This window comes from Mesorhizobium sp. WSM4306 (assembly GCF_007003975.1).
In the GTDB taxonomy this organism is placed as follows: domain Bacteria; phylum Pseudomonadota; class Alphaproteobacteria; order Rhizobiales; family Rhizobiaceae; genus Mesorhizobium.
Genome location: NZ_VFTC01000005.1, coordinates 189,027 through 213,146, shown reverse-complemented (window position 1 = coordinate 213,146; position 24,120 = coordinate 189,027). Strand labels below are relative to the sequence as shown.

The following is a 24,120-nucleotide window of genomic DNA, read 5'->3' as shown; positions in this document are numbered from 1 at the left end:
GATAATGCTCGACCAGATCAAGGGCTTGCATCACGTCACGTCAATGGCCGGCGATGCGCGCCAGAACAATGATTTCTTTACGCACAAGCTCGGTCTGCGCCGGGTCAAGAAGACCGTCAACTTCGACGCGCCCGATGTCTATCACCTCTACTATGGCGACGAGCACGGCACGCCGGGCTCGGTGATGACCTATTTTCCGTTTCCAGACATTGCGAGGGGCCGCCACGGCGTCGGCGAGGTCGGTACCACAGTCTATTCCGTGCCGGCGGGCACGCTTGGCTATTGGGAAAAGCGCTTCGCCGATGAAGGCGTTACCGGTGTCTCCCGCGAGGAGACGTTCGGCGAGAAGCGCCTCGCCTTTGCCGGCCCCGACGGCGATGGTTTTGCGCTGGTCGAAGACAAGGCCGACAGCCGCGCGCCATGGTTGAAGGGCGGTGTTCCCGCCGACGAAGCGATCCGCGGCTTTCATTCGGTGTCGCTGCGCCTCAAGGATGGCGGCGCCACCGAGGAGCTGTTGAAGTTCATGGGTTACGAGGAGGTCGACAAGTCAGGCAATGTCAGCCGGCTGGCGGTGAAGAACGGCAACGGCGCCGATGTCGTCGACATCGAATCGCTGCCGACGGCTGGCTTCGCCAATCTCGGCGCGGGCTCGGTGCATCATGTCGCCTTCGCGGTGGAGAACCGCGCCAAGCAGCTTGAAGTGCGCAAGGCCCTGATCGATACGGGCTACGGCGTGACGCCGGTGATCGACCGCGATTATTTCTGGGCGATCTATTTCCGCACGCCGGGCGGCGTGCTGTTCGAAGTCGCCACCCACGAGCCGGGCTTCGACCGCGACGAGGACACTGCCCATCTCGGCGAGGCGCTGAAACTGCCGACGCAGCACCAGCATCTCAGGCCCTATCTCGAAGAGCATCTGCAGAAGCTGGAAGGCTGAGACGATGAGTAAGGACGCTTACATCCATAAGGCGCTGCCGGGTTCGCCCGGCGGCCCGTTGCTCTTCGTCTTCCACGGCACCGGAGCGGACGAAAACCAGCTGCTGTCGCTGGGGCGCGACCTCGCGCCCCAGGCGACCATCGTGTCGCCGCGCGGCGATGTCTCCGAACATGGTGCTGCCCGCTTCTTCCGCCGCACCGGCGAGGGTGTCTACGACATGGACGACCTTGGCCGGGCGACGGCAAAGATGGCCGGCTTCATCAAGGCGCAGGTCGAGGTGGCCAAGCCGTCTTCGGTGCTCGGTCTCGGCTATTCCAACGGCGCCAACATCCTGGCCTCGGTGATGTTTGCCGCGCCTGATCTGTTCGATGCGGCGGTGCTGATGCATCCGCTGATCCCGTTCGAACCGCAGGTGAACGGCAGCCTTGCCGGCCGCCGCATCCTGGTCACCGCCGGCAAGCGCGACCCGATCTGCCCGCCCCATCTGACGTCGCGGCTGGGAGCCTATTTGCGCGCCGATGGCGCCGATGTCACAGTGGAATGGCACGATGGCGGCCACGAGGTGCGGCCAAACGAGATCGAAGCGGCAAGGCGGCTCTTTGCCGACGCGCCGGTTGAAGGAGCAACCAATGCCTGACCAATTGCCTGAAATCGAACTGGAGGACCGCGGCTCGAAGGGCCGCTATGTCCTGCGCGGATCGGGCGGCGCCGAGGCGGAGATGACCTTCACCAAGATCGGCGAGCACCAGATCATCATCGACCACACCGAAGTGCCTGATGTCTTTCGCGGCCAGGGTGCCGGGCTTCGGCTCGTCACCCGCGCCGTCGAGGATGCGCGCGCAGCGGGCAAGAAGATCATCCCGCTCTGCCCCTTCGCCAATGCCCAGTTCCGCCGCCATCTGGAATGGGCCGATGTGCTGAAGCAATAGGTGAGCAGCCGGTTCGCGAAGCGAATTCATCGTGCCGGTGGCACGATAAAAGGCCGGCGAACGCCGGGACGCTGCGAAGCAGCGGGGACCCGGCAGGTGGATCGGCCACCACATACCCCTTCTCACCCCACAAGGGGAGAAGGGGTATGCCAGCCGCTCAGCCACAAGGGCGAACACGTCTCTGGCATTTGCGCAGTTAGGCCTTCTTGCCTAAGTACAAAGTTCGCTGCGGTTCGTCCGCTCCTGCCAACTGACCGAATGGCTTCCTGATGACCGAATCCGATCTCGTCCCCGTCTTCGACGGCCACAACGACACGCTGCTGCGACTTTACCAGTCGAAGGACACGGACGTCGAAAAGCTGTTCATCGAGGGGACGCAGGGCGGCCACATCGATCTGCCGCGTGCCAAGAAGGGTGGCTTTGCCGGCGGCATGTTCGCGATCTTCCCGCCGCCGGTCGAGAAGGCCAAGCGCTCGGCGGTGCCGCCGGCGCCGAGCGACAACGAGCCGTTGCCACCGGAGCTGCCGCGCGCTGACGCGCTGACGTCCACCATTGGCATGGCTTCGATCCTGTTTCGGCTGGAGCGGGCGGGAGCGCTGACCGTCTGCCGCAGCGCCGGTGACATTCGCGCGGCGATGGCGAAAGATTCGATCGCGGCGGTGTTCCACATCGAAGGCGTCGAGGCGATAGACCCCGAACTCACGCTGCTCGATGTGCTCTATGAAGCCGGCCTGCGCTCGCTCGGCATCGTCTGGAGCCGTCCCAACGCCTTCGGCCATGGCGTACCGTTCCGCTTTCCCTCATCGCCCGACACCGGACCGGGACTGACCGATGCCGGCAAGGCGCTCGTCACGGCCTGCAACCAGCTGAAGATCATGATCGACCTGTCGCATCTCAACGAAAAAGGCTTTCGCGATGTCACCGCGCTCAGCGACGCGCCGCTGGTCGCCACCCATTCGAACGTGCATGCGCTCTGCACCCATTCGCGCAATTTGACCGACTGGCAGCTCGGCGCCATCCGCGAGACCGGCGGCATGGTCGGGCTGAATTTTGCTACCGGCTTCCTGCGCGAGGACGGCCGGATGAATTCCGACACCAGCCTCGACATCATGGTGCGCCATGTCGATTCGCTGCTGCAGGCGCTGGGCGAGGATGGCGTCGGTCTCGGCTCGGATTTTGATGGCGCAATGATCCCGGCCGTCATCGGCGACGTCGCCGGCCTGCCGAAGCTGATCGATGCGCTCGCCGCGCGCGGTTTCGGCCGAACGCTGATCGAGAAGATTGCCTATCGCAATTGGTTGAGCGTGCTGGAAAGGACGATCGGCTAAACGCCCATGCGCTTCAGCCAGTCCTGGCCGGTGCCGCGATCCCTGATGATGGGCAGCGGGTTCTCCGAATCCAGTCGCGCACAGATGCGGTAGACCTCGAGCGTCTCGGCGCTCATCTCGCCGCGCTTGTAGAAAAACATGGCGGCGGCATAGCGCGTGCGGCCCGACCATTTTTCGCCGAGCGGCGTGTTGACCAGTTGCCACTGTTCGGCGGCTTCCGCCTCATCGTCCTGTTGATCGACCATGGTCAGAAATCCGCCGGCGGATTGGCGGTGCGGCGGTCGAGTTTTATGAAGGGACGCGCCACCACCTTGGCCCGCTTCATCAGCTTCTGGTACTGCAACTCACGCATGGCGTAGATCTCGACCCAGAGGTCTTCCACCATCGTATCACCGTAGGGCCGCGTAAGCGAAGCGATGGCGATGTTGCGCTTGGCCATCGGCGACCACATGGCGGCGCTGACCAGACCGACCTCCTGATGCTTCTTGTGATAGACGATGGCGTGTTCGGCCGGGATGTTGCCCTCGATCTCCAGCCCGACCAGCACATGGCGCAGCTTGCGTTTGGCGCGGGCTTCGAGGATGGCTCGGCGGCCGTTGAAATGGCCTTTTTCCAGATCGATCATGAAGCCGAGACCGATCTCGTCCGGCATGCGCAGACGGTCGGCGCGGATGGCATGTTCGGCGGTGGTGAAATCGGCATTGGCGACGATCAGGCCGGCTTCCAGCCGGGCGCGGTTCAAGGCGGTGTAACCGATAGCTCGGATGCCGCGCAGTTCGCCTGCCGACATCAGCCGATCCCAGAGGCTGAGCGCCTTGTCCGCCGGGACGAACAGTTCGCAGCCGAGATCGCCGGTGAAGCCGGTGCGCGAGATTGTCACTATGCCGCCATCATGGGGGAACTCGGCGAGGTCGAAGATTTTCAACGTTTCGACACCGGCGAAACCGGCATCGCGCAGCACGGCAAACGAGGTCGGGCCTTGCAGCGCGAGACCGGCGACGGCCTCAGTCTCTTCCTCGACGGTCACGTCGAAGCCGATCGCGCTGTCGAGCAGCCAGGGGAGGTGCCGTTCCTGCGAGCATAAGCGGAAACGGGTCGGCGACAGCCGGAACAGCGTACCGTCGTCAAGGACGAAACCTTCATCGTCGCACCAGGCAGTGTAGTGGACGCGGCCAGGCTTCAGCTTGGTCACGTCGCGCAGCGTGACGCGATCGAGGAAGGCTTCGGCGTCAGGCCCCTCTATGCGGTATTTCGTCATCGGCGAGATGTCGAACAAAGCCGCCTGGCTGCGAATGGCGAAATATTCGAGTTCCTCATCCCACAGCGAATGCGGCGCGTGGTAGCCGGCCCAATTGTACCAGTCCTGGGTCCTGGCCAGCGCGTCGATGCGCGGCTGGAACGGCGTGCCGAGACGCAAGGTGCGAAAATGCGACTGCGCGGCGGTGCGGGCAGAGGTTGCTGCATCGGCGGTTTTTGAGACGGGCTTCTTCCTGGTTGCTTGCGCCATGATCTAGCCCTTCATCGCAATAATGCGCTTGGCCGCATTCAAGCCCGGCGCACCTGAAACACCGCCACCCGGATGCGAGCCGGCGCCGGCGAGGAACAGCCCTTCCACCGGCGTGTCGTAGCCCGACCAGCCGGAGACCGGCCGCGACATCAGCATCTGATCGGCCTGCAATTCGCCGTGGTGCCAATGGCCGCCCGGCATGCGGTAGCGCGCCTCGATGTCGGCCGGTGTCAAAAGCTCTGTATGCAGCACTGATTTCCCGATGCCTGGCGCGTAGGTCCCAAGCTGCGTCATGATCGCCTTCAGGAATTTCGGCTTACCGGCGTCCCAGCCTTCTTTCAGCGCATAGGGCGCATATTGCACCACCGCCGAGAGCACGCAGGCGCCGGCAGGTGCGAGCGATGGGTCGGAGAGCGAGGGCAGAGTGATTTCCATCACCGGTTCGGCAGAGAATTCGCCGTATTTCGACGGGTTGAAGGCGCGTTCGACATGGTCGGGCGAAGGCGCGATGACCAGCCGGCCCTTATGGCCAGCGGCGTCGACGCCTGAAAACTGTGGCGGCCGGTCGAGGGCCAGATGGAGCTTGGCCGCATCGCCCTTCATGCGGATGTTCTTCACCTTGCGCACGAAGCCGGTGTCGATCTCGCGCGGCCCGACGAGGTCGAGCATGGTGGTCGCCGGGTTGATGGCGGAGACGATTGTTCTGGCGCGCAGCATCTCGCCGCTGTCCAGCGCGACGCCGACAGCGCGGCCTTTCTCGACGATGATCTTGGCCACCGGCGCTGCCGTGCGGATGGTGACGCCGGCTTTCTCCGCCGCAGACCTGATGGCGGTGATGACCGCGCCCATGCCGCCTTTTGGCAACATCTGCGCGCCTGCCGCACCGCCGGTCTCGCCGGCTAGCCGATAGTAGAGGCCGAGCAGCGAGGTTGGCGACCGCGGGCCGAGATGGCTGCCCAGCGTGGCGTCGAAGGCGAGCAGGCCCTTCAGCCTGATATCGGCTAGCTGCTCATCGAGCAGATCGGCGACGTTCATCAGGAGCACGCGCAGGAAATCGCGCATGTCTTCCTTGCCGAGTTTTTTCAGCGCCAGAGCGATCTGGCCGAGCGCCGCTGTCTCCTTGAGCGACATGCCGGCGAGATCGGGCGGGCGGCGGGAGAGGAATAGTTTCAATATGCCGGCATAGCGGAGCAACTGCGCACGCAATTCCTTCCAGGCGGATTGCTCGGACGGAGTGGAACCGGTCAGCACTTCGCCATAGGCGCCATGGAGGACCAGCGGCGGGCCATCCTTCGACAAGGCAACTGTTGGCATGAAGTCGGTGCGCGCGACTTGCAGCCCGTGCTTTTCCAGCTCCAGTGTCTTGATGACATCGGGATGTAGGCGGTTCAGCACATGCGCGATCGATGAGACGCGAAAGCCCGGCGCAAACTCCTCGGTGCGCGCGGCGCCGCCGACGTCGGCCGCGGCTTCCAGCACAAGCACCTTGCGGCCGGCCTTCGCCAGCGTGGCGGCCGCGACAAGGCCGTTATGGCCGCCGCCGATGACGATTGCATCAAATGACGTCATGGGCCGGGCTCATATGCGAGGTCGATTTGGCAAGGTCGCGCAGGATCTCGGCTGCCGCATTGCGGCCGGGTGCGCCCATGACGCCGCCGCCGGGATGGGTCGAGGAGCCGCACATATAGAGCCCGCCGACCGGCGAGCGGTACTGCGCGTAGCCTGGCACGGGACGGTTGAACAGCAGCTGGTCGAAGGCCAGTTCACCCTGAAAAATATTGCCTTCGGTGAGGCCGACCTCGGCTTCGATCTCGCGTGGCGTGCGCACCTCCATATGGACGATGCGGTCGCGGAAGCCCGGCGAGTATTCCGATATCTGCGCAATCACGCTTTCGGCGAAACCGTCGCGATCGGCATCGGTCCACTCGCGGCCGTTCACCTTGGGTGGCGCGTATTGCACGAAGCAGCTCATGAAATGCTTGCCGGGCGGCGCCATGGTCGGGTCGAGCGTCGTCGGGATGACCATGTCGAGGAACGGGTCGGCCGACCAGCGCCCGGCCTTCCAGTCGTCATAGGCGCGTTCCATGCGCTCCATCGAATCGGTGAAATGCATGTCGCCGCGATAGACCGGCGAATCCTTCGGCAGCGCCGGGAATTCAGGCAGCGAATCCAGCGCGATGTTGACCTTGCCGGACGAGCCGCGGATCTTGAAGTTCTTCACCCGGCGCAGGAAAATGTCGGGCAGTTCCTTTTCCTCGACCAGTTTCAGGAAGGTGCGTTTGACGTCGGCGTTGGAGACGACAAGCTTGCCGTAAATCTCTTCGCCGCCGGCCAGCACCACGCCCTTCGCCTTGCCCCTGCCGACCAGCACATGGTCAACCTCGGCGCCGGTGCGGATGGTGCCGCCGCTCGCCTTGAAGGAGGCGGCGAGCGCCTTGGTGACGGCGCCCATGCCGCCGCGCGCATAGCCCCAGGCGCCGACCGAGCCGTCGACCTCGCCCATATAGTGGTGCAGCAGCACATAGGCCGTGCCGGGCGACATCGGCCCGAGCGCGGTGCCGATGATGCCGGACAGAGCGAAGTTCGCCTTGATGACATCAGTCTCGAAATATTCGTCGAGGAATTCCGAGATCGACATGGTCCAGAAGCGCAGCGTCAGCGCCATCTCCTCGGATGACAGGCCGGCGAATTTCTTGCCGAGATAGAGAAGTTCGCCGATGTCGCGCGGCCGAAAACTGGTCGGGTCGGGCGCGGTGCGCATCAGCAGCGGCTGGATGAAGCGGCACTGCCGCGTCACGTCGCGGGAGTAGCGGTCGTAGGCTTCGGCGTCGCGCTTGGAGAAGCGGGCGAATTCGCGCCGGTGTGCATCGTGGTCGCGGTAGTTGGCGAGGTAGTCGCCGTCGCGGGTGAACACCGCGCCGCCCTCATAGGAGATCACCTGCAGGCCGAAGCGCGGCAGTTCGAGGTCGCGCATGATCTCGGGGCGAAACAGCGAGCAGACATAGGAGCAGTTGGAATAGAGGAAACCCGGCGTCAATTCACGGCTGGTAGCGGCGCCGCCGACCCAGTCGTTCTTCTCCACCACCAGCACGTCGAGTCCGGCGCGCTGCAGGTAGCAGGCGTTGACCAGGCCATTGTGGCCGCCGCCGATGATGATCGCATCCCAAGCTTTCATTCTCGTCCGCTTTCCCTAGGCGATCCGCAGTTCATTTTTGCGTGATCCTGTCCCCGAATGCGCAGAATTTGGCATGGCTGCCGGCATTCTGTCTAGCCATATTGAATGAATGTTCAACAAATGGGGTTGCGTTTTCTCCGGCATGCGCTACGCTTTGCCGGCAATCGAACGTGTTGAATTCGGCTGATGGGACCGAGGTTCGATGATCGAAACGGCAGATGCCGAGCCGGAATATGACGACACCGCCATCCGCTTCCTCGAGGCGCTGTGGGGCGAGGGCTATCTGTCGCCGGGCGGACCTGATGAGGTCGACCGGGTGGTCGAAGGCCTGTCGCTCCGGGGCAAGACCACCCTCGACATTGGCTGCGGTTCCGGCGGCATCACGCTGCATCTGGTCGAGCGCCATGGTGCCGCCCACGTCACCGGCTTCGACATCGAGCGGCCGGTGATCGAGTCGGCCATCAAGCGCGCCGCTCAACGGGAGCTTTCGGACCGCGCCAGTTTCGTCCAGGCGCCGCCGGGGCCGCTGCCTTTTGCCGACGCTTCGTTCGATGTCGTCTTCTCCAAGGATGCGCTGTTGCACGTGCCCGACAAGGACGCGCTGTTTGCCGAGATTTTTCGCGTGCTGAAACCGGGCGGCGTCTTTGCCGCCTCCGATTGGTTGATTGGCCATGACGGCGAGCCGTCGTCGGAGATGAAGGCCTATGTCGCCGCCGAAGGCCTGTCCTTCGCCATGGCGTCGCCGGCGCACTATGCGCAGGCGATGCGCCGCGCCGGCTTGGCCGATGTCGCGGTCAAGGATCGCAATCCCTGGTATCGCGAGGTCGCGCGCGGCGAGCTGGAGAGGCTGAAAGGCCCGTTATATTCGACCGTCGCGGCTGTCGTCGGCGCTGCCTATGTCGACAAGAATATACGAACCTGGGAAGCCATGCAGAAGGTGCTTGACAGTGGTGAGCACCGTCCCACTCATCTTCGCGGGTGGAAGCCGGCTATGGTGGGATAGCCGGCAATGTGGAGCATGACGGCACCGATGAAAGCTGCAGCGCGCGAAGAGCGATCCTCCGACACGTCTGGAAAAAACGAACCGGAAAAACGCGGCCGCAAGGCGTCGAAGGAGGTCAGGCAGCAGCAACTAATCGAGGCGACCATCGATTCGCTGGCCAAGCGCGGCTATGCGGAGACAACAATGGCCGATGTCGCCGATGGTGCCGGCCTGTCGCGCGGCATCGTCAACTTTCATTTCGAGAGCAAGGAGAAGCTGCTGATCGCCACGCTGCAGTATATGTATGACGAGTATTCGGCACATTGGCGTGCTGCCCTGCAGAAAGCCGGTGATGACCCGGCTCGCCAATTGCAGGTGCTGGTTTGGGCCGATTTCGACCGCTCGATCTGCAACAAGCGCAAGCTCGCCGCCTGGCTCGCTTTCTGGGGCGAGGCCAAGTCGCGGCCGGTCTATCAGGCGCTGAGCAGTTCCCGCGACGCTTACTACCAGCAGGTCTTCATCGATCTTTGTGCAACGCTCAAAGAGAGCGGGGGGTATGGCTATGAGCCACAGGTGATGGCGCTGGCGCTGTCGGCCATGCTGGAAGGCTTGTGGCTGCGGCTGATGATGGGAACCGAGGACACCACGCGCGAAACCGCGCTGCAAGCGGCGAATGCCTTCCTCGCGGCGGCCTTTCCCAAGCACTACGGATAAACCGGAAGCCGGCCAGCCGAGCCGGCGACGCTACGACAAAGAGGATGGAACAGCATGAAAAGACTAGCCCGACGCCTGACCCTGACATTGGCGCTGACTGCAACGCTGCCGGCTTCGGCCGCAGTGCTCGCTGTCGCCGCCGACAAAGACCTGATCGTGTTCGACTGGTCCGGCTATGAGGAACCGAGCTTCCACCCGAAATATGTCGAGAAGAACGGCGACTCGCCGACCTTCGCCTTCTTCGGCGACGAGGACGAGGCCTTCGAGAAGGTGCGCTCCGGCTTTAAGGCCGATCTTGGCCATCCCTGCTCGCAAAGCGTGACCAAATGGCGTGAGGCAGGCCTGTTGCAGCCGCTCGACACCTCGAAGATCACTGCCTGGAAAGACCTCAATCCCGGCATCATGGCGATGAAGGATCTGGCGACCACATCGGATGGCAAGGCGTGGTTCATGCCTTGGGACTGGGGCAACACCCAGCTCACCTACAACTCCGACAAGATCGACGAGAAGGATGTGCAATCGCTAAAGGCCTTCGCCGATCCCAAGTTCAAGGGCCGGGTCTCGATCGGCGACAATGTCGACGACGCCTATGCGCTGGCCAGCCTTGCCATCGGGCTGAAGGACTGGACCAAGATGACGGATGACCAGTTCAAGCAGGCTTCCGACTTCCTGCGCCAGGTGCACAAGAATGTCCGTTCCTATTGGACCGACACCACCGATATCGTGCAGCTCCTCTCCGGCGGCGAGGTTGATCTCGCCTGGGCGTGGAACGACGCGACGGTCCAGTCCGTGGCGGCCGGCGTGCCGATCAAGTCCAGGAAGGACGCGGATGAAGGCATTTCGACCTGGGTCTGTGGCTATGTGCTGTTCAAGGACGCGCCCGGCAACATCGACAAGGCCTATGACTATCTGAACGCCGTCAACGATCCGGAGACGGCCAAGGTGCTGGTCAAGGACTGGGGCTATGGACAGGCGAACGCCAAAGGCATGGCCGGTGTCGACCAGGCGATCCTGAAGGAAAAGGGCTATGACGACGTGCAGAAATTCGTCGACAAGACGCTGTTCCAGTCGCCTCTGCCGTCCGACCTCAAGCTCAAGATGATCGCCGAGTTCGAGAAGATCAAAGCGGGCTACTAAAGCCCTGTCGGCCTCATCCGTCTGCCCGCGATTGAGGCGGGCGGACGGCCTCGCCAAGGTCGCTGAAATTCCGTAACGTCGCCCGGCTGCTTTTAGCGATGAGGAGTTTCGCACCATGACTTCCATGCTTCGCCGCCTTGCCCTTGCCGGCGCCTTCGCATTGGGCGCCGGCGCCGTGCTGGCTTATGCCGAGGGCGGTGGCGACCTCGTCGTGTTCGACTGGTCGGGTTATGAGGATCCGCTGCTGCATCCCGACTACACCGCTAAATATGGCGCCGAGCCGACTTTCGCTTTCTTCGGCGACGAGGACGAAGCCTTCGAGAAGATGCGGGCCGGCTTCAAGGCCGACATCGCCCACCCCTGCTCGCAAAGCGTGACCAAATGGCGCGCGGCCGGCATTCTGCAGCCGCTCGACACCTCCAGGATTGCCGGCTGGAAGGACCTCAATCCCGGCATCATGGCGATGAAGGATCTTGCCGTCACCGCCGACGGCAAGGCCTGGTTCATGCCGTTCGACTGGGGCAACACCTCGCTGCTCTACCGCACCGACAAGGTGACGGCGCAGGAGGCGCAGTCGCTGAGGGTTTTCGCCGATCCGAAATTCAAGGGCCGCGTCACCATCGGCGACAATGTCGACGATGCCTATGCGCTGGCAAGCCTGGTCGTCGGCCTCAAGGACTGGACCAAGATGACCGACGCGCAGTTCCAGGAGGCGTCCGCCTTCCTGCGCGACGTCCACAAGAATGTCCGCTTCTACTGGACCGACGACACCGATCTCAACCAGGCCTTTACGGGCAATGAGGTCGACCTCGTCTGGGGCTGGAACGAGACCTTCGTGACGCTCAAGGGCCAAGGCATGCCGATCGCCATGAACCGCGACACCAAGGAAGGCATGTCGACCTGGGTGTGCGGCTATGTGCTGATGAAGGATGCGCCGGGCAAGCTCGACCAGGCCTATGATTTCCTGAGTGCGGTCAACGCGCATGCCGTGTCCGATTATCTGGTCAAAACCTTCGGTTACGGTCACGGCAACAGCGCCGGCATGGCGGCGATCGACCATCAGGTGCTGACCGACCGCGGCTTCGACAATCTCGACAAGTTCCTCGACAAGACGCTGTTCCAACAGCCGGTGCCGCCAGAGCTCAAGCAGCGCATGGTCACCGAATTCGAGAAGATCAAGGCCGGCTATTGAGCGACAAGACCGAAAGAACCGACGTCGTCATCGTCGGCGCCGGTTTCACCGGCCTGTCGGCTGCGCTTGAACTGAAGCGAGCCGGCATCGATTTCGTATTGCTTGAGGCGCGCGACCGAGTCGGTGGCCGGGTGGAGGCTGTCTTCAACGGGCTTGGCGAGCGCATCGACAGCGGCGGCCAATTCCTGTGCGTCGACATGCCTGAAGTGATGGCGCTGGCCAAGGCGCACGGCAAGACGTTCGTCGAAACCTATGTCGATGGCGAGTTCATCAGCCATCCGTCGATGACGCCGGCGAGGGCCGAGCGCACCTATTATATCTCGATGGCAATCCGCGAGCGCATGAACCAGATCGATCCGGACGATCCCGCGATTGCCGGGCTGACCGTCGCGGCCTGGCTGGAACGGCAGGATGATCCGGCTGACGCCAAGGCCGCGTTCCGCTCACTGGTCGAAGGGCTGTGGTGCCTGTCGGCGGACAAGGTGCCGCTCTGGTATCTGATCGACAATGACCGCCGCATCACCAACGAGGTGTTCGAGCTACAGTATTTTCTTCGCGAGACCATGCAATCGCTGGCCGAGGACCTCGCCGGCGAACTCGGCGACCGGGTTCGGTTGAATGAGCCGGTCACACGCATCGAGCACGGGCCGGAAGGGGTTCGTGTGGTCTCGGCAAGCGGCGCCATTGAAGTGCGAAAAATGCTGGTGGCGCTGCCGCCGGCGACGGCTGCCAAGCTCGATTTCGTACCCGCTCTGCCTTCGATGCTCGGCAAGGCGCTCAGCGTCTGGGAAAGCGGGTCGGTGACCAAGATCCTGGTCCGCTACGCAAAACCGTTCTGGCGCGAGCGGGGCCTGTGCGGCATGGTGATGTGGCGCGACCTGCCTGGGTTGTTCGCCTGCGATGCCAGCAAGGACGCCGAGCATGCCGCGCTGATAGTCTTCATTGGCGGACCCTTGGCGCTGCGTTGGCGCACGCTTGGCGAGACAGCATTTCGAGCGGAAGTGACCGGGAAGCTCGTGGGGGCGCTTGGCCCGGATGCGGGCGATATCATCGATTTCAGTTCGCGGGACTGGATACATGATCGCTGGAGCGGCGGCGCCTATAGCGACCTGATTGTCGATGTGACGGCACGGGATGCCGAACACGCGATCCGCGCCGGCGCGGGTCCGATCCATTTCGCTTCATCCGAACTGTCGCCGTCTTTCCCGGGCTATGTCGAAGGTGCGATCGTGATGGGACGCATCGCGGCCAAAGAGATCGTATCTGGGCTTCAGTCGGCCATGGCCACCAAAGCCTCGGGATCGTAGGCGAGGCGAATCGGGGTGCCGACCGGAATGTCGTCTGCGCCGAAATCGTTGGTCTCGGTTACCGAAAGCGGTTTTTCGAGACCCGGTATCTCGACGATGAGATGGGTGATCTCGCCGAAATAATGGCGCTCGACCACCTTGCCGGCGACCTCGAATTTGGCCGTCGCATTGTCCCACAGCACCCGCAGGCGCTCCGGCCTGATGCCCAGCGTGGCGCCGCCGCCATTGCGCACGAAAGCCTTCGGCTTGTCGGTCCGGACGCGGCCGAAGCCCAGTGTGTCGACGACCAGCGAGGCGGCGTTCTCCTCGACGATCTCAGCCTTGACGAAATTCATCCCGCCGAGGAAGTCGGCGACCTGACGGTTGACCGGCCGCTGGTAGATTTCCTTGGGCGAGGCGACCTGGGCGATCTTGCCGCCGAACATCACCGCGATGCGGTCGGACATTGCCAGCGCCTCATACTGGTCGTGGGTGACCAGCACGAAGGTGATGCCGACCGCCTGCTGCAGGCGGCGCAGCTCGACCTGCATCTGCTCGCGCAGTTTCTTGTCCAGTGCCGACAGCGGCTCGTCGAGCAGCAGCACCTTGGGCCGCATCACCAGCGCGCGAGCGAGCGCCACGCGCTGGCGCTGGCCGCCGGAAAGCTCGGTTGCGAGGCGTTTGCCGAGGCCGGTCAGCGACACCTGCGCCAGCGCCTCTTCGACGCGGCGCTTTTCTTCCGTCACGCCCAGCTTCAGCCGCTTCAGCCCATAGGCGACATTCTGTTCGACATTGAGATGCGGGAAGATGGCGTAGCTCTGGAACACCATGTTGGTCGGCCGGCGGTTGGCCGGAATGCCCTCCATCGATTGGCCACCGACCGAGATCGAACCGCTGGTCGGGTTGTCGAAGCCGGCAATCATGCGCAGCAGCGTGGTCTTGCCGCAGCCGGAGGGACCGAGCAGCGAGAAGAACTCGCCTTCCCTGATGGTCAGGGTCGCGTCGTCGAGCGCCTTGAAGGCGCCGTAGCTGCGGGTGACGCTGCGGATCTCGATCATCGCTCGGTCGGTTTGGGGTCGATCAGATTGGGGCCGTTCGGCCTGGGTTGGCTCAGGCATAGAGGCCTCCCTCGTTCTGGGTGCGCCTCGCCGCACGGCGACGCAGGACTTCGGCAACGGTCATCAGGACAAAGGAGGCCACCAAGAGCAGCGTGCCCAGCGCCAGCACGCCCGGCAGCTTGGCGGCGAAGCGCAACTGGCCCCAGATATAGATCGGCAGCGTCGTCTCGGTTCCAGTCAGGAAGAAGGCGATGACGAACTCATCGAGCGAGATGGTGAAGCAGACGAGCAGGCTGGAAATGATAGCCGGCGCCACCATCGGCAGCGTTACCCGCCGGAAGGTGCCGAAGGCGCTTTCGCCGAGATCGGCGGAGGCCTCTTCAAGGCTGCGGTCGAAACCTTCGAAACCCGCGGTCAGCACCGTCATCGAATAGGGAATACAGATCAGGACATGGCCGAGAACGACGGTGAACAGCGACAGGCTGAGGCCCAGCTGCAGCATGACCAGCAGCATGGAGATGGCGAGGATGATTTCCGGCAGCACCAGCGGCGCCATGATCAGGCCGTTGATGGTGCGGCGGCCGGGATAGCGGTAGCGGGTGATGGAACGGGCGGCGAGGATACCGAGCAGCGTCGCCAGCACCGATGCCGAGACGCCGACAATCAGGCTGTTCCAGGCGGCATCAAGCAGCGCCGGCGTCTTGGGCAGGTCTTCGTACCATTTCAGCGTATAGCCGGTGAGGGGAAATTTTGGCGTCGGCGCGGTGTTGATCGAGAAGATCGGCAGGAAGATCACGGGCAGATAGAGAAAGACGATGTAGAGGAAGGCGTAGGCGGTCAGCCAGCCGCCGGCAAAGAGGCGCCGCATCGCCGTCATCGCGCCAGCCTCTGCAATGCGCGAATAATCAGCACCGTGGCGCCTGCCATCAGCGAGACGACCAGCATGGTGGTGACGGAAAGAGCCGCGCCCAAGGGCCAGTTCGATGCCTTGCCGAACTGCGCCTGGATGGCGTTGGCGATCATGACGCCGTCCTTGCCGCCGACAAGCTTCGGGGTGACGTAGTCGCCGACAGTCGGGATCATGACGATCAGTGCCGCCGAGATGACGCCCGGAGCCGACAGCGGCAGCGTCACCCGAAGGAAGGAGCGCAGCGGGCCGTCGCCGAGATCGGTGGCCGCCTCGACCAGCGTGCGGTCGACCTTCTCCAGCGAGACGAAGATCGGCAGGATGGCGAAGGCCGCCCAGGCATGGGTCAGCGTGATGATGACGGCGCTGGAATTGTAGAGCAGTGCTGTCGACGGTTCGTCGATGATACCGAGGCCCATCAGACCGGAATTGAGCACGCCATTATAGCCGAGGATCACCTTCCACGACATCACGCGCAGGAGATAGCTGGTCCAGAACGGGATGGTGATCAGGAACAGCCACAGGCTCTTGTGGCGGCCGCCGTGGAAGGAAATGAAATAGGCGATCGGATAGGCGAGGATGACGGTGAAGAAGCTTACCGTCAGCGAGATGTAGAGCGAGCGCCACAGGAGATCGCGGTAGATCGGCTCGGTCAGCGCGATGCGGTAGTTTTCCAGTGTAAAAGTGTGGTCGATGTCGAGGTAGTGCTGCGTCCAGAACGAATGGGCGAGCACCACCAGGATCGGCAGCACAAGCAGGATCAAAGCGTAGACGAAGGTCGGGCTGATCAGGGCAAAACCCTGGACGGATTCGGACTGCAGAAGGGCGTTTCGCCTGGCCCGCGTCATGCCAAAAGCGGGCGTCCCCTCGGCAGCTGCAGTCATTGCAGCGCTCCGGGCGTGATCTCGGCTGCTGGCTCGAACTGTCCCGCCATGCGACTCCCATTGACCGGGCCGGCTGCCTATTCCCAATTATTGCGGAGCGCGATCGAATTAAAGCCTATGACCGCTCTTGCTGGCCGTGCTCCAAGCTTGCCGGCTTTCTTTCATCATGAGCGCATCCGTGGATTGAAATCAAGCGCTATTTCTGTAATATTGATTGAACGGACATTCAAAATGAAGTGAAGAAGGCCCGCTTTTCAACACTTGGCGCTTCGTTTCGTGTCCGGCGAAAATTACGCTCCAGACCTGCGAGGCAATGATGGCGGCTGCAAGAGACCTAAGAGCGATGGAGATGGCTGGTGACGGCGATGCGGTCGAGCTCGCCAAGCGCCATCTGGTCCAGCCCTGGCCTTATGCCGGCTCGGTCGGCAATGAAGCACGCGCCCTGATCGGCGAGGGCGACGGCATCTACATCACCGATGTGACAGGCAAACGGCTGATCGACGGACCGGCCGGCATGTGGTGCATCAATGTCGGCCACCGCCGCGAGGAGCTGGCCAGGGTGATGTACGACCAGGCGATGATGCTGTCCTACAACACGCCCTGGTACACGATGAATGCGCCCTCGGCCGAACTCGCCAAGCGCATTGCCGATCATGCGCCGGGCGATCTCAGCCATACCTTCTTCACCACCGGCGGTTCGTCGGCTGTCGAGACGGCGCTGCGTTTCATGCAGTTCTACAACAATGTGCGCGGGCGCCCGGAAAAGAAGCTGATCCTCAGCCGCGGCGGCGCCTATCACGGCTCGACCTATCTGTCGGCCTCGCTCAATGGCCGGCCGCGCGACCGCGACTGGATGGACGACGCAGACGACCTTGTCGTGAAGTTGTTCTCGCCCGATCCGTTCCGGCGGCCGAAAGGCATGAGCATCGCCGCCTTCACCGATTTCCTGGTCGATCAGTTCCGCGACACGGTCGCCCGTGTCGGCGCCGAAAAGATCGGGGCTTTCGTCGGCGAGCCGGTGCAGGCATCGGGCGGCGTCGTCGTGCCGCCGGATGGCTATCTCAAGCGCATCCGCGAGATCTGCCGGGACAATGACATCCTCTATGTCTCAGACGAGGTGGTGACCGGCTTCGGCCGGCTCGGCCATGTCTTTGCCTCCGGCGACGTGTTTTGCATCGACCCCGACATGCTCACCTTCGCCAAGGGCGTCACCTCAGGCTATTTCCCGCTCGGCGGCGTCATCATCTCGGAGCGGCTGCTTCAGGACATGCGTCGCTCCAACCATCCCGACGCGCTGTTCGGCCATGGCCTGACCTACACCAGCCATCCGATCGGCTGCGCGGTGGCGCTGAAGAACCTCGACATCCTCGAAGACAGCGTGCTTGCCCATACGCGCGATGTCGCTCCCTATTTCCAGGCGCAGCTGAAGACGCTGGAGGAACTGCCGCTGGTCGGCGAAGTCCGCGGCATGGGGCTGATGGGCTGCGTGGAATGTGTCGCCGACCGAGAAAGCAAGGACCCGCTGCAGCTCGACAAGGATGTCGGCAAGCGCATCGACGCCCATTGCCATGAACTCGGCCTTTTGGTGCGGCCGCTGATAAACATGTGCGTGATGTCGCCGCCGCTGATCATTACGCGCGCGCAGATCGACGACATGGTGGCGATCCTACGCGAAGGCATTTCGCGGACCATGGATGATTTGCGGAAAGAGGGCGTGTGGCAGGGGTGACGGCCAATCTCCCCCCTCGTGGGGGAGATGCCCGGCAGGGCAGAGGGGGGCGCTGTCCCACCTGCCTTTCAGTCCTGGTGGCAGAGTTTCTCTGGAAGTTCTTTCGATCGGTAGCAAAGTAACGGGAGGTCGCGTCCCTTCGCGCCCCCCTCTGTCCTGCCGGACATCTCCCCCACGAGGGGGGAGATAAGCAGCTTCAGCGCCGCTTACACTTGCGACCTCAGCGCGTCGTTCAAATTCCACATGTCCTTCTCGTCCGGCGCCGTCTCCAGGCCGAGCACAGGCACCTGCTTGCGCAGATGGTCGTGGTGGGTGCGCACGCCGTATTCGAGGTCGGATAGGTAGAACCCGCCAAAGGCTTCCGACAGCATGGATTCGTTCGACCACACGGAAAGCTGCACATCCTCGTTCATGGTGTCGCGGTCGATGCGGTAGGCGAGGTAGCGCGCCGCCGCCTGTTCCCTGGTCTCGTCGGGGTAGCGGTAGATGGCACCGCGCAGCAGCGTCTGCCCGGTCGACAGCGGGAACTCCTGATAGAACTGCACCGATTCCGGCATGATCGACAGCGCGTTGTTGGGGAAGATGCCGTAATAGATCCAGGCCCTGCGCAGATGCTCCGGCAGATGCGACGCGTCGGGCGTGAGCTTGATGTACTCGCGCACGCTCCAGCGCCGTCCCGCATGCGGATTGTAGGTGGCGAAGGAGCGCGACACGCCGTTGATGAACGGCTCGTCGAAATAGGTCGCGCCGTAGAGATCCTGCAGCGCCGGATGCGCCATGGCGACGTGGTAGCCTTCGTTGTCGACGTCGCGCACCGACTTCCAGTTGACCGGCGACTTCTGCGTCCAGATACCCCAGGACGGCACCATCTCGGCCACGTTGTAGTGAGCCATCTCGGCTTCGATAGGCTTCAGCAGTTCGGCCACCGAAGTCTGCGGGCCGCCCTTGCGGAAGCGGATGAAGATGAAACCCATCCAGATTTCGAGGTCGAGCGGCATCAGGCCGAATTCGGTCTTGTCGAGTTCGGGGAAGGAGCGCGGGCGGGCGGCGCCGCGCAGCGTGCCGTCGAGATTGTAGACCCAGCCATGGAACGGGCAGACCAGCGCGTTCATGCAGGTGCCCTGGCTGTCGGCGACGACGCGGCTGCCGCGATGCCGGCACATATTGTTGAAGGCGCGCACGACGCCGTCCTTGCCGCGCACGATCAGTGCCCGCTCGCCGACCACGTCCATGGTCAGATAGTCGCCGGCGTTCGGCACGTCGGAGATATGGCCGGCAATCTGCCAATGGTTGCGGAAGACGTATTCCTTCTCGAGTTCGAGAAGCGCGTCGGAGTGATAACTCCAGCCCGGCAGGCCCCGCCGGTCCCAATCATTGGGGATCGCCACGTCACGGAGGTGCGGGTTCATAGAAAGCTCTCTTTTGTTGAATACTCATTCAATAAAATCATATTTTGCATTGAAATGCAATGGTTTGTGGAAATCAGGATGTTTCTCAATGGTGTAATCGAGCCAGCTCGGAGCCGCTTCGATCGAAGAAAATCCCGGAAAATCCGGGCGTTAGTCGGGGTCCTGAAATGGTCGTCCAGCATGTGGATTTGGCCCGCTGGGCGTGCAAAGGCGGCCCTGCTCGGAGACGAAAAAATGCCTGCCGCCCGCAAATTCAATCCGCAGTGTGAGCTTGTTCATAGTTCGACTGGCCGGCAGCAGGCTTTGTTGCGTTCACGGCCCGCCTGTCGTCAACGTTTTGATTGCGCGCATGAAACAGCACCGCAAACGAACCCTGCCGTCGGCACATGACCGGATTTGCCCGGACATGCCCGAATTTCTTGTTTCAAACCTGTTACGCGGGCAAGCCAAGCGCATCATTCGCCCGTTACCAGGCGCGTTTAAGTTCGTTTCATAAGAAATCGAAGGGGAGCAACATGTATACGAAAGCCGAGATCGCCAGGAATGAACGGCGCGCCAAACTGGCACTGCGCCAGCGCGCCAGCGACCATCCGGTCGCGATGTTCTCGATGCTGGGCGCCTGCGCGCTTGCCGTCCTGTTCTTGACGCCGGCTTCCGGTCCGGCCTTCGCTTCGCTCAACCCGCCGGCCAATGTCGTTGAGGGCGCGCCGACCACCATCAAGACCGCCCGGCTGCCAGAGCCGGAAATCGATTTTGCCTGCAAGGGCCAGGCCTGGGGCGCCGAGAGTGCGGAGTGCCTGCGCGTCATCGCCGCCCAGTCCGGCGTGCACAAGGCGCGTGCCATCCGCATGATCGCCAACGCCGCGCCGCTGACCACGACACCCAACGTTTTTTGAACCTCCCGAGCGCTTCCTCCCGCGCTCTTTCTTGGCTCCCGCCGTCCTGCCGGTCGGGAGCCTCTTTTTTTAGCTCCTATCGATATTCGGGTGAGGCCGGCCTGCGAACGGTGGCCGCCTGCGCTTCCGGCCTTCGCGGTCGAAGCACTCATGAGCGGCTTTGGCAGTTAAGGCTACGGCCGGCGTATGCCGGTGCTCACGCACTTAAAGTACGCTCCGCTCCGGTTCTCGGCGTCCACCGTTCTCGGCTCGGCCTGACCCGAATCTCGACAGGCGCTTTGGGGTGTGCTTCTGAAACTTAGCCGGCGGCGGCGACCTGGTCGGCGATGGCCGAGAGGACACCGCGGACGTCGAGCGTCGAGAACGGCTTTTCCAGGATCTGCGGCCGCTGTTGCGCCGGGAGGGCTTCGATCTCGGCCTTGGCGCCGATCAGGTCGCCGGTGACCAGCACGAAGCGCTTGGCGAGCGCCGACTTCTCGGCCAGCAGCTCGCGGTAGATGGCGATGCCGCTGATGCCGGGCATACGCAGGTCGGAAAAGACGATGTCGGGTGGCATGTGGTCGCTCAGTGTTTCCGCCGCCGATGTCCAGACCGGCACGATCCGCGATTTGATGCCCATCAATTCCAGAATGTCGGAGAGCGAGCCGGCGACGTCGGGTTCGTCGTCGATGATCAGCGCATGGCGCAAGCCGCTGGAACGGGCCGGGCTGTCGCCGACCATGGCCGCGCCGCTGGCGATCGCCGGCAGTTGGACGACGAAACGTGCGCCGCGCGGCAGCACCTCCTCGAACCAGACATTGCCATTGTGCCGCTCGATGATCGACTTCGAGATAGAAAGGCCGATGCCGGTGCCGACGCCGACCGGCTTGGTGGTGAAATAGGATTCGAAGATGCGGCTGCGGATCGCCTCCGGCACGCCCGGTCCATTGTCCTCGACCGAAAAGCCGGGATTGCCGCGGTCGCTGCGGAACGTCCGCACCTTGATCAGCCGGTCGCCGCCAATGCCGGCCAGAGCGTGCTGGGAGTTGATCAGGAAATTGGCGGCCACCTGCGTCACATGGTCGGCATCGGCCATCGCCAGCAGCGGGCCTGGTGCGAAATCGGTGTCGATGATGATGCCGCTCGAGCGCGCGCCATAGGCTGTCACTTCGAGTGCGGCGCGGATCACCTGGTTTAGATCGGTCTCGGCCTGGGCCGCCGGATGCAGGCGCACCATCGACAGGAAGCTCTTGACGATGCGGCCGCAGCGCTCGGCGGCGGCGCGCACTTTCTCGGCGCGTACCTTGGTCTGCGGGTCGGTGGCGAATTCGTGCAGCAGCGTCGACTGCGCGACGACCACGGCGAGCGGGTTGTTTAGCTCGTGCGAAACGCCGGCCAGCAGCGAACCCATCGCCGCCATCTTCTCGTTCTGGTGCAGTTTCTCGCGTTGGCGGTTGATCTCTTCCTCGGCGCGCAGTTTGTCGCGCAAGTCGCGGATCGAGCCGAAGATGAGGTGGCGGTCGGCAACCCGCATCTCGGTCGCGGTCAGCTCGATGGGAAAAACCTCGCCGGCGGCATTCTGGGTCACCGTCTCCAGCCGCTGTCCGACCATCGGCGCGCCGCGGCCAGACATGTATTCGGCCCCCGACACGTAGCCCTTGCGATAATATTCCGGCACCACCGTATCGAGCAGATCCTTGCCGAGGATGTCGCTGCGCTGGAAGCCGAACATCTTTTCGGCGGCCGGATTGAATTCAATGATCGAGCCGGTCTCGTCGATGACGATGATGGCGTCGAGCGAGGCCTGCAGCATGGTGCGGCGGATGACTTCGCTGGCATGGGCATCCGACGGCGACCGCTCGATGGCGTCACCGATGGCCAGCGCGATGATGTGCAGCGCCGCCTCTTCCTCGTCAGTCCACTCACGCTCATTGACGCAGTCATTGACCGCAAGCGTCCCCCACAGATGGCCGTGGGCGAACACCGACACCGACAGGAACGATTTGATGTGCTGCTTTTCGAAATCGGCCCTGAGAAAACCGTCGAGGTTGCGCGTGTGGCCGGCGAAGATCTTGCCTTGCCGTTCGTCCTCCCCAACCCGCTCCAGCAGCGGGTCGTTGTCGACGATCGATTGCATGATCACTGTCGGCGAGGCCAGCTCGCCGCCGAAGCGCGGATCGATCCAGTAGGCGGCGACCGACTGGGCAAAACCCTGGCCGGGCAATTCGCGCAGCCTGAACAGAATGCCGCGCTGGCAATGCATGGCGACGCACAGCGTCTCCAGGATGGTGTCCATCTCGCGCTGCCAGTCGCCGGCTTCGCGCAGCCGGCGCACGACACGCACGGCCGCCATTGCGGCGCCCTGGCGAACGCCCTTCAGGTCCATGCGTGCTGGGTCAGCGGTCATGTCAGCCATCTATACAGGGCCGTGGGTGGTAGGGCTCTAGAACGGTGCACCCGTTCCATCTCTTTGTTCCGACGCAATTCCTGTGGGAAAACCGCTACGCACTTTTCCTGGAATTGCTAGTGTCCGTCGCCGGTCGGCAGCGAGAAGATATAGCCTTCGCCGCGCACAGTGCGCAAAAATTTTGGATTGGCCGGGTCGGCTTCGATCTTCTTGCGCAGCCGCATGATGCGGATGTCGACCGCACGCGACGATTCCGGGTCTTCGACGAAGCCGATCGCCTCGGAGATCGCCGCCCGTGTCAACAGCCGGTTGGCACGGGTCAGGAAAACCTCCAGCACGTCGAACTCGCTCTTGGCCATGTCGATGACGGTGCCATTGGCGCCGGTGACAAGCCTGCCGTCGAGGTCAGCCTGGAATTGACCGAAGCTCAGCCGGCGCCCGCCATCGGCTTGCGCCTTCGCCGCCTGAGGCGGGCTCGGTTGCGGAACCCGGCGCAGCACGGAGCGGACACGGGCCAGCACCTCACGCAATTCATAGGGCTTGACGATGTAGTCGTCGGCGCCAAGCTCCAGCCCGACAATGCGGTCGAGCGCGGTGCCGGCGGCCGTGGCATAGATGATGCCGATCGGCATTTTCGAGCGCAGCCAACGGCCGAGCGACAGGCCATCCTCGCCCGGCATGGCGATGTCGAGGATGGCCAGGTTGAACGCTTCGGTCTCCAGCAAGGCGCGCGCCTCGGCAGCGCTTCCGACCTGGGTCACATCGTAACCATTGGCGCCGAGATACTCGGCGACCGCGTCCCTGAGATCGGGCTCGTCCTCGACGATGACAATTCGTGCCCGCACTATGGCCTCGCTCCCGCTTTCAGCAGAAAGTAGATTGGGTATAAACATGATGTCCAGCACTCATATCCGGTTGCAGGGGCAGGGGAAGAAAATATGGCTGCACGATCCGTCATCGCGCTGGTTTCCGTCGCCGATGTGGTGGCCGGCGATCTCGCCGACCATCTCGACCGGCGTGGCCATGACGTGCGCGAGGCGCGGCAGCCCTGGGAAGCCGAATCCCTGCTTTCGGCCGGAGGCATCGACGTCGTCATCGTCGGTGACAGCGTCAGCCAGGCGGAGGGGCGGGATCTGCTCAGGCGTTATGGCGGCGGCCAGAGCGTGGACGGCAAGGCCGGGCCGGATTTCATCCTTATCTGTCGACCGGCCGATCTGGTCGACAAGGTGCTGGCCCTCGAGCTTGGCGCCGCCGACGTCATTGAAAGCCCGCTCAATGTCCGGGAGCTTGCCGCGCGCATTGGCGGCCTGCTGACGCGGCGCGGCAGGTCTTCCCAGGAACTGATCGTGCTGGAAAATGCCACCGTCGATTTGCGGTCGGCCATCGTCATGCACCGCTCGGGTGAGGAAGAGCAGCTGTCGCCGGGCCAGGTGGCGCTGCTGAGGCTGTTTCTGGCCAGCCCGCGCAAGGTGCTGACGCGCGACGACATCATCGCGGCGGCGCCGGCTGAAAACGCCGATGCCTTCGACCGCTCGATCGATTCGCGCATCGTGCGGCTGCGCCGCAAGCTCGACACCGAAACCATCATCACCATACGAGGCGCCGGTTACCGGTTCGACCCGCCGACGCAGCGCTCCGACTGAGAGCAGTAAGGCTGGATTGTT

22 protein-coding genes are annotated in these 24,120 nt (G+C 63.3%); 12 read left to right on the top strand and 10 right to left on the bottom strand.

Going from position 1 to position 24,120, the window contains the following annotated elements; translation table 11 throughout:
• The first annotated feature begins 4 nt into the window (after positions 1 to 4).
• The 4 genes from FJV77_RS09535 to FJV77_RS09520 all read left to right on the top strand — a co-directional run bounded on the left by FJV77_RS09535 (position 5) and on the right by FJV77_RS09520 (position 3,194).
• Positions 5 to 937: a VOC family protein gene (locus tag FJV77_RS09535; RefSeq protein WP_142866542.1), complete on the top strand. Its 933-nt coding sequence runs from the start codon at positions 5 to 7 to the stop codon at positions 935 to 937.
• A gap of 4 nt (positions 938 to 941) precedes the next feature.
• The gene (locus FJV77_RS09530) at positions 942 to 1,574 is read left to right on the top strand and encodes an alpha/beta hydrolase (RefSeq protein WP_142866541.1); all 633 of its coding nucleotides are present in this window, start codon (positions 942 to 944) and stop codon (positions 1,572 to 1,574) included.
• Entirely contained in the window at positions 1,567 to 1,866 is a 300-nt protein-coding gene (locus tag FJV77_RS09525) for a GNAT family N-acetyltransferase (RefSeq protein ID WP_142866540.1), read from the top strand. The genes FJV77_RS09530 and FJV77_RS09525 overlap by 8 nt, the downstream gene beginning before the upstream one ends.
• 269 nt (positions 1,867 to 2,135) lie before the next feature.
• Positions 2,136 to 3,194 (top strand): dipeptidase, encoded by a 1,059-nt coding sequence (locus tag FJV77_RS09520; protein ID WP_142866539.1) that lies wholly within the window; start codon positions 2,136 to 2,138, stop codon positions 3,192 to 3,194.
• Here FJV77_RS09520 and FJV77_RS09515 read toward each other — a convergent pair.
• From FJV77_RS09515 to FJV77_RS09500, 4 genes are read right to left on the bottom strand one after another with little or no spacing between them, the layout of a single operon-like run.
• The gene (locus tag FJV77_RS09515) at positions 3,191 to 3,439 is read right to left on the bottom strand and encodes a hypothetical protein (RefSeq protein ID WP_142866538.1); all 249 of its coding nucleotides are present in this window, start codon (positions 3,437 to 3,439) and stop codon (positions 3,191 to 3,193) included. The two genes, FJV77_RS09520 and FJV77_RS09515, sit on opposite strands and share 4 nt — an antisense overlap.
• 2 nt (positions 3,440 to 3,441) lie before the next feature.
• A complete protein-coding gene (locus FJV77_RS09510; RefSeq protein ID WP_142866537.1) occupies positions 3,442 to 4,701 on the bottom strand; it encodes an aminomethyltransferase family protein in 1,260 nt (419 codons plus the stop codon).
• Between the two features lie 3 nt (positions 4,702 to 4,704).
• Positions 4,705 to 6,270, bottom strand: coding sequence for an NAD(P)/FAD-dependent oxidoreductase (locus tag FJV77_RS09505; RefSeq protein WP_142866536.1), 1,566 nt, complete (start codon positions 6,268 to 6,270; stop codon positions 4,705 to 4,707).
• Positions 6,257 to 7,876 (bottom strand): NAD(P)/FAD-dependent oxidoreductase, encoded by a 1,620-nt coding sequence (locus FJV77_RS09500; protein WP_142866535.1) that lies wholly within the window; start codon positions 7,874 to 7,876, stop codon positions 6,257 to 6,259. The genes FJV77_RS09505 and FJV77_RS09500 overlap by 14 nt, the downstream gene beginning before the upstream one ends.
• A 202-nt stretch (positions 7,877 to 8,078) precedes the next feature.
• Between FJV77_RS09500 and FJV77_RS09495 the strand changes: the two genes are divergently transcribed.
• From FJV77_RS09495 to FJV77_RS09475, 5 genes are all read left to right on the top strand, one after another.
• A complete protein-coding gene (locus FJV77_RS09495) occupies positions 8,079 to 8,879 on the top strand; it encodes a methyltransferase domain-containing protein (RefSeq protein WP_142866534.1) in 801 nt (266 codons plus the stop codon).
• A 27-nt stretch (positions 8,880 to 8,906) separates the two neighbouring features.
• Positions 8,907 to 9,572 carry a transcriptional regulator BetI gene (betI, locus tag FJV77_RS09490; protein ID WP_142866533.1) on the top strand — a complete coding sequence of 222 codons (666 nt, stop codon included), beginning with the start codon at positions 8,907 to 8,909 and terminating at the stop codon, positions 9,570 to 9,572.
• A gap of 54 nt (positions 9,573 to 9,626) precedes the next feature.
• Positions 9,627 to 10,709 (top strand): ABC transporter substrate-binding protein, encoded by a 1,083-nt coding sequence (locus tag FJV77_RS09485; protein WP_142866532.1) that lies wholly within the window; start codon positions 9,627 to 9,629, stop codon positions 10,707 to 10,709.
• A gap of 115 nt (positions 10,710 to 10,824) precedes the next feature.
• Positions 10,825 to 11,901 (top strand): extracellular solute-binding protein, encoded by a 1,077-nt coding sequence (locus FJV77_RS09480; RefSeq protein ID WP_142866531.1) that lies wholly within the window; start codon positions 10,825 to 10,827, stop codon positions 11,899 to 11,901.
• On the top strand, positions 11,898 to 13,208 hold the full coding sequence (locus FJV77_RS09475; protein WP_246691202.1) for a flavin monoamine oxidase family protein: 1,311 nt from the start codon (positions 11,898 to 11,900) through the stop codon (positions 13,206 to 13,208). The genes FJV77_RS09480 and FJV77_RS09475 overlap by 4 nt, the downstream gene beginning before the upstream one ends.
• On the opposite strand, the gene FJV77_RS09470 is transcribed toward FJV77_RS09475, so the two are convergent.
• The 3 genes from FJV77_RS09470 to FJV77_RS09460 are packed head-to-tail and all read right to left on the bottom strand — an operon-like array spanning position 13,172 to position 16,036.
• Entirely contained in the window at positions 13,172 to 14,245 is a 1,074-nt protein-coding gene (locus tag FJV77_RS09470) for an ABC transporter ATP-binding protein (protein WP_142866529.1), read from the bottom strand. The genes FJV77_RS09475 and FJV77_RS09470 overlap by 37 nt on opposite strands.
• Before the next feature lie 52 nt (positions 14,246 to 14,297).
• On the bottom strand, positions 14,298 to 15,122 hold the full coding sequence (locus FJV77_RS09465) for an ABC transporter permease (protein WP_142866528.1): 825 nt from the start codon (positions 15,120 to 15,122) through the stop codon (positions 14,298 to 14,300).
• Entirely contained in the window at positions 15,119 to 16,036 is a 918-nt protein-coding gene (locus FJV77_RS09460; RefSeq protein ID WP_142866527.1) for an ABC transporter permease, read from the bottom strand. The genes FJV77_RS09465 and FJV77_RS09460 overlap by 4 nt, the downstream gene beginning before the upstream one ends.
• A gap of 316 nt (positions 16,037 to 16,352) precedes the next feature.
• On the opposite strand from FJV77_RS09460, the gene FJV77_RS09455 reads away from it, so the two are divergent.
• Complete coding sequence (locus FJV77_RS09455) at positions 16,353 to 17,765, top strand: aminotransferase (protein ID WP_142866526.1); 1,413 nt, start codon at positions 16,353 to 16,355, stop codon at positions 17,763 to 17,765.
• Positions 17,766 to 17,971: 206 nt separating this feature from the next.
• Here FJV77_RS09455 and FJV77_RS09450 read toward each other — a convergent pair whose 3' ends face one another.
• Positions 17,972 to 19,174, bottom strand: coding sequence for an aromatic ring-hydroxylating dioxygenase subunit alpha (locus FJV77_RS09450; RefSeq protein WP_142866525.1), 1,203 nt, complete (start codon positions 19,172 to 19,174; stop codon positions 17,972 to 17,974).
• A gap of 515 nt (positions 19,175 to 19,689) precedes the next feature.
• On the opposite strand from FJV77_RS09450, the gene FJV77_RS09445 reads away from it, so the two are divergent.
• Complete coding sequence (locus FJV77_RS09445) at positions 19,690 to 20,070, top strand: hypothetical protein (RefSeq protein WP_142866524.1); 381 nt, start codon at positions 19,690 to 19,692, stop codon at positions 20,068 to 20,070.
• Positions 20,071 to 20,368: 298 nt separating this feature from the next.
• On the opposite strand, the gene FJV77_RS09440 is transcribed toward FJV77_RS09445, so the two are convergent.
• Both FJV77_RS09440 and FJV77_RS09435 read right to left on the bottom strand, forming a co-directional pair.
• A complete protein-coding gene (locus tag FJV77_RS09440) occupies positions 20,369 to 22,456 on the bottom strand; it encodes a PAS domain S-box protein (protein ID WP_185970252.1) in 2,088 nt (695 codons plus the stop codon).
• Between the two features lie 116 nt (positions 22,457 to 22,572).
• Positions 22,573 to 23,349, bottom strand: a complete 777-nt coding sequence (locus tag FJV77_RS09435) for a response regulator transcription factor (RefSeq protein WP_185970251.1) — start codon at positions 23,347 to 23,349, stop codon at positions 22,573 to 22,575.
• 45 nt (positions 23,350 to 23,394) lie between these two features.
• Between FJV77_RS09435 and FJV77_RS09430 the strand changes: the two genes are divergently transcribed.
• The gene (locus FJV77_RS09430) at positions 23,395 to 24,099 is read left to right on the top strand and encodes a response regulator transcription factor (RefSeq protein ID WP_142866523.1); all 705 of its coding nucleotides are present in this window, start codon (positions 23,395 to 23,397) and stop codon (positions 24,097 to 24,099) included.
• The last annotated feature ends 21 nt before the right edge of the window (positions 24,100 to 24,120 follow it).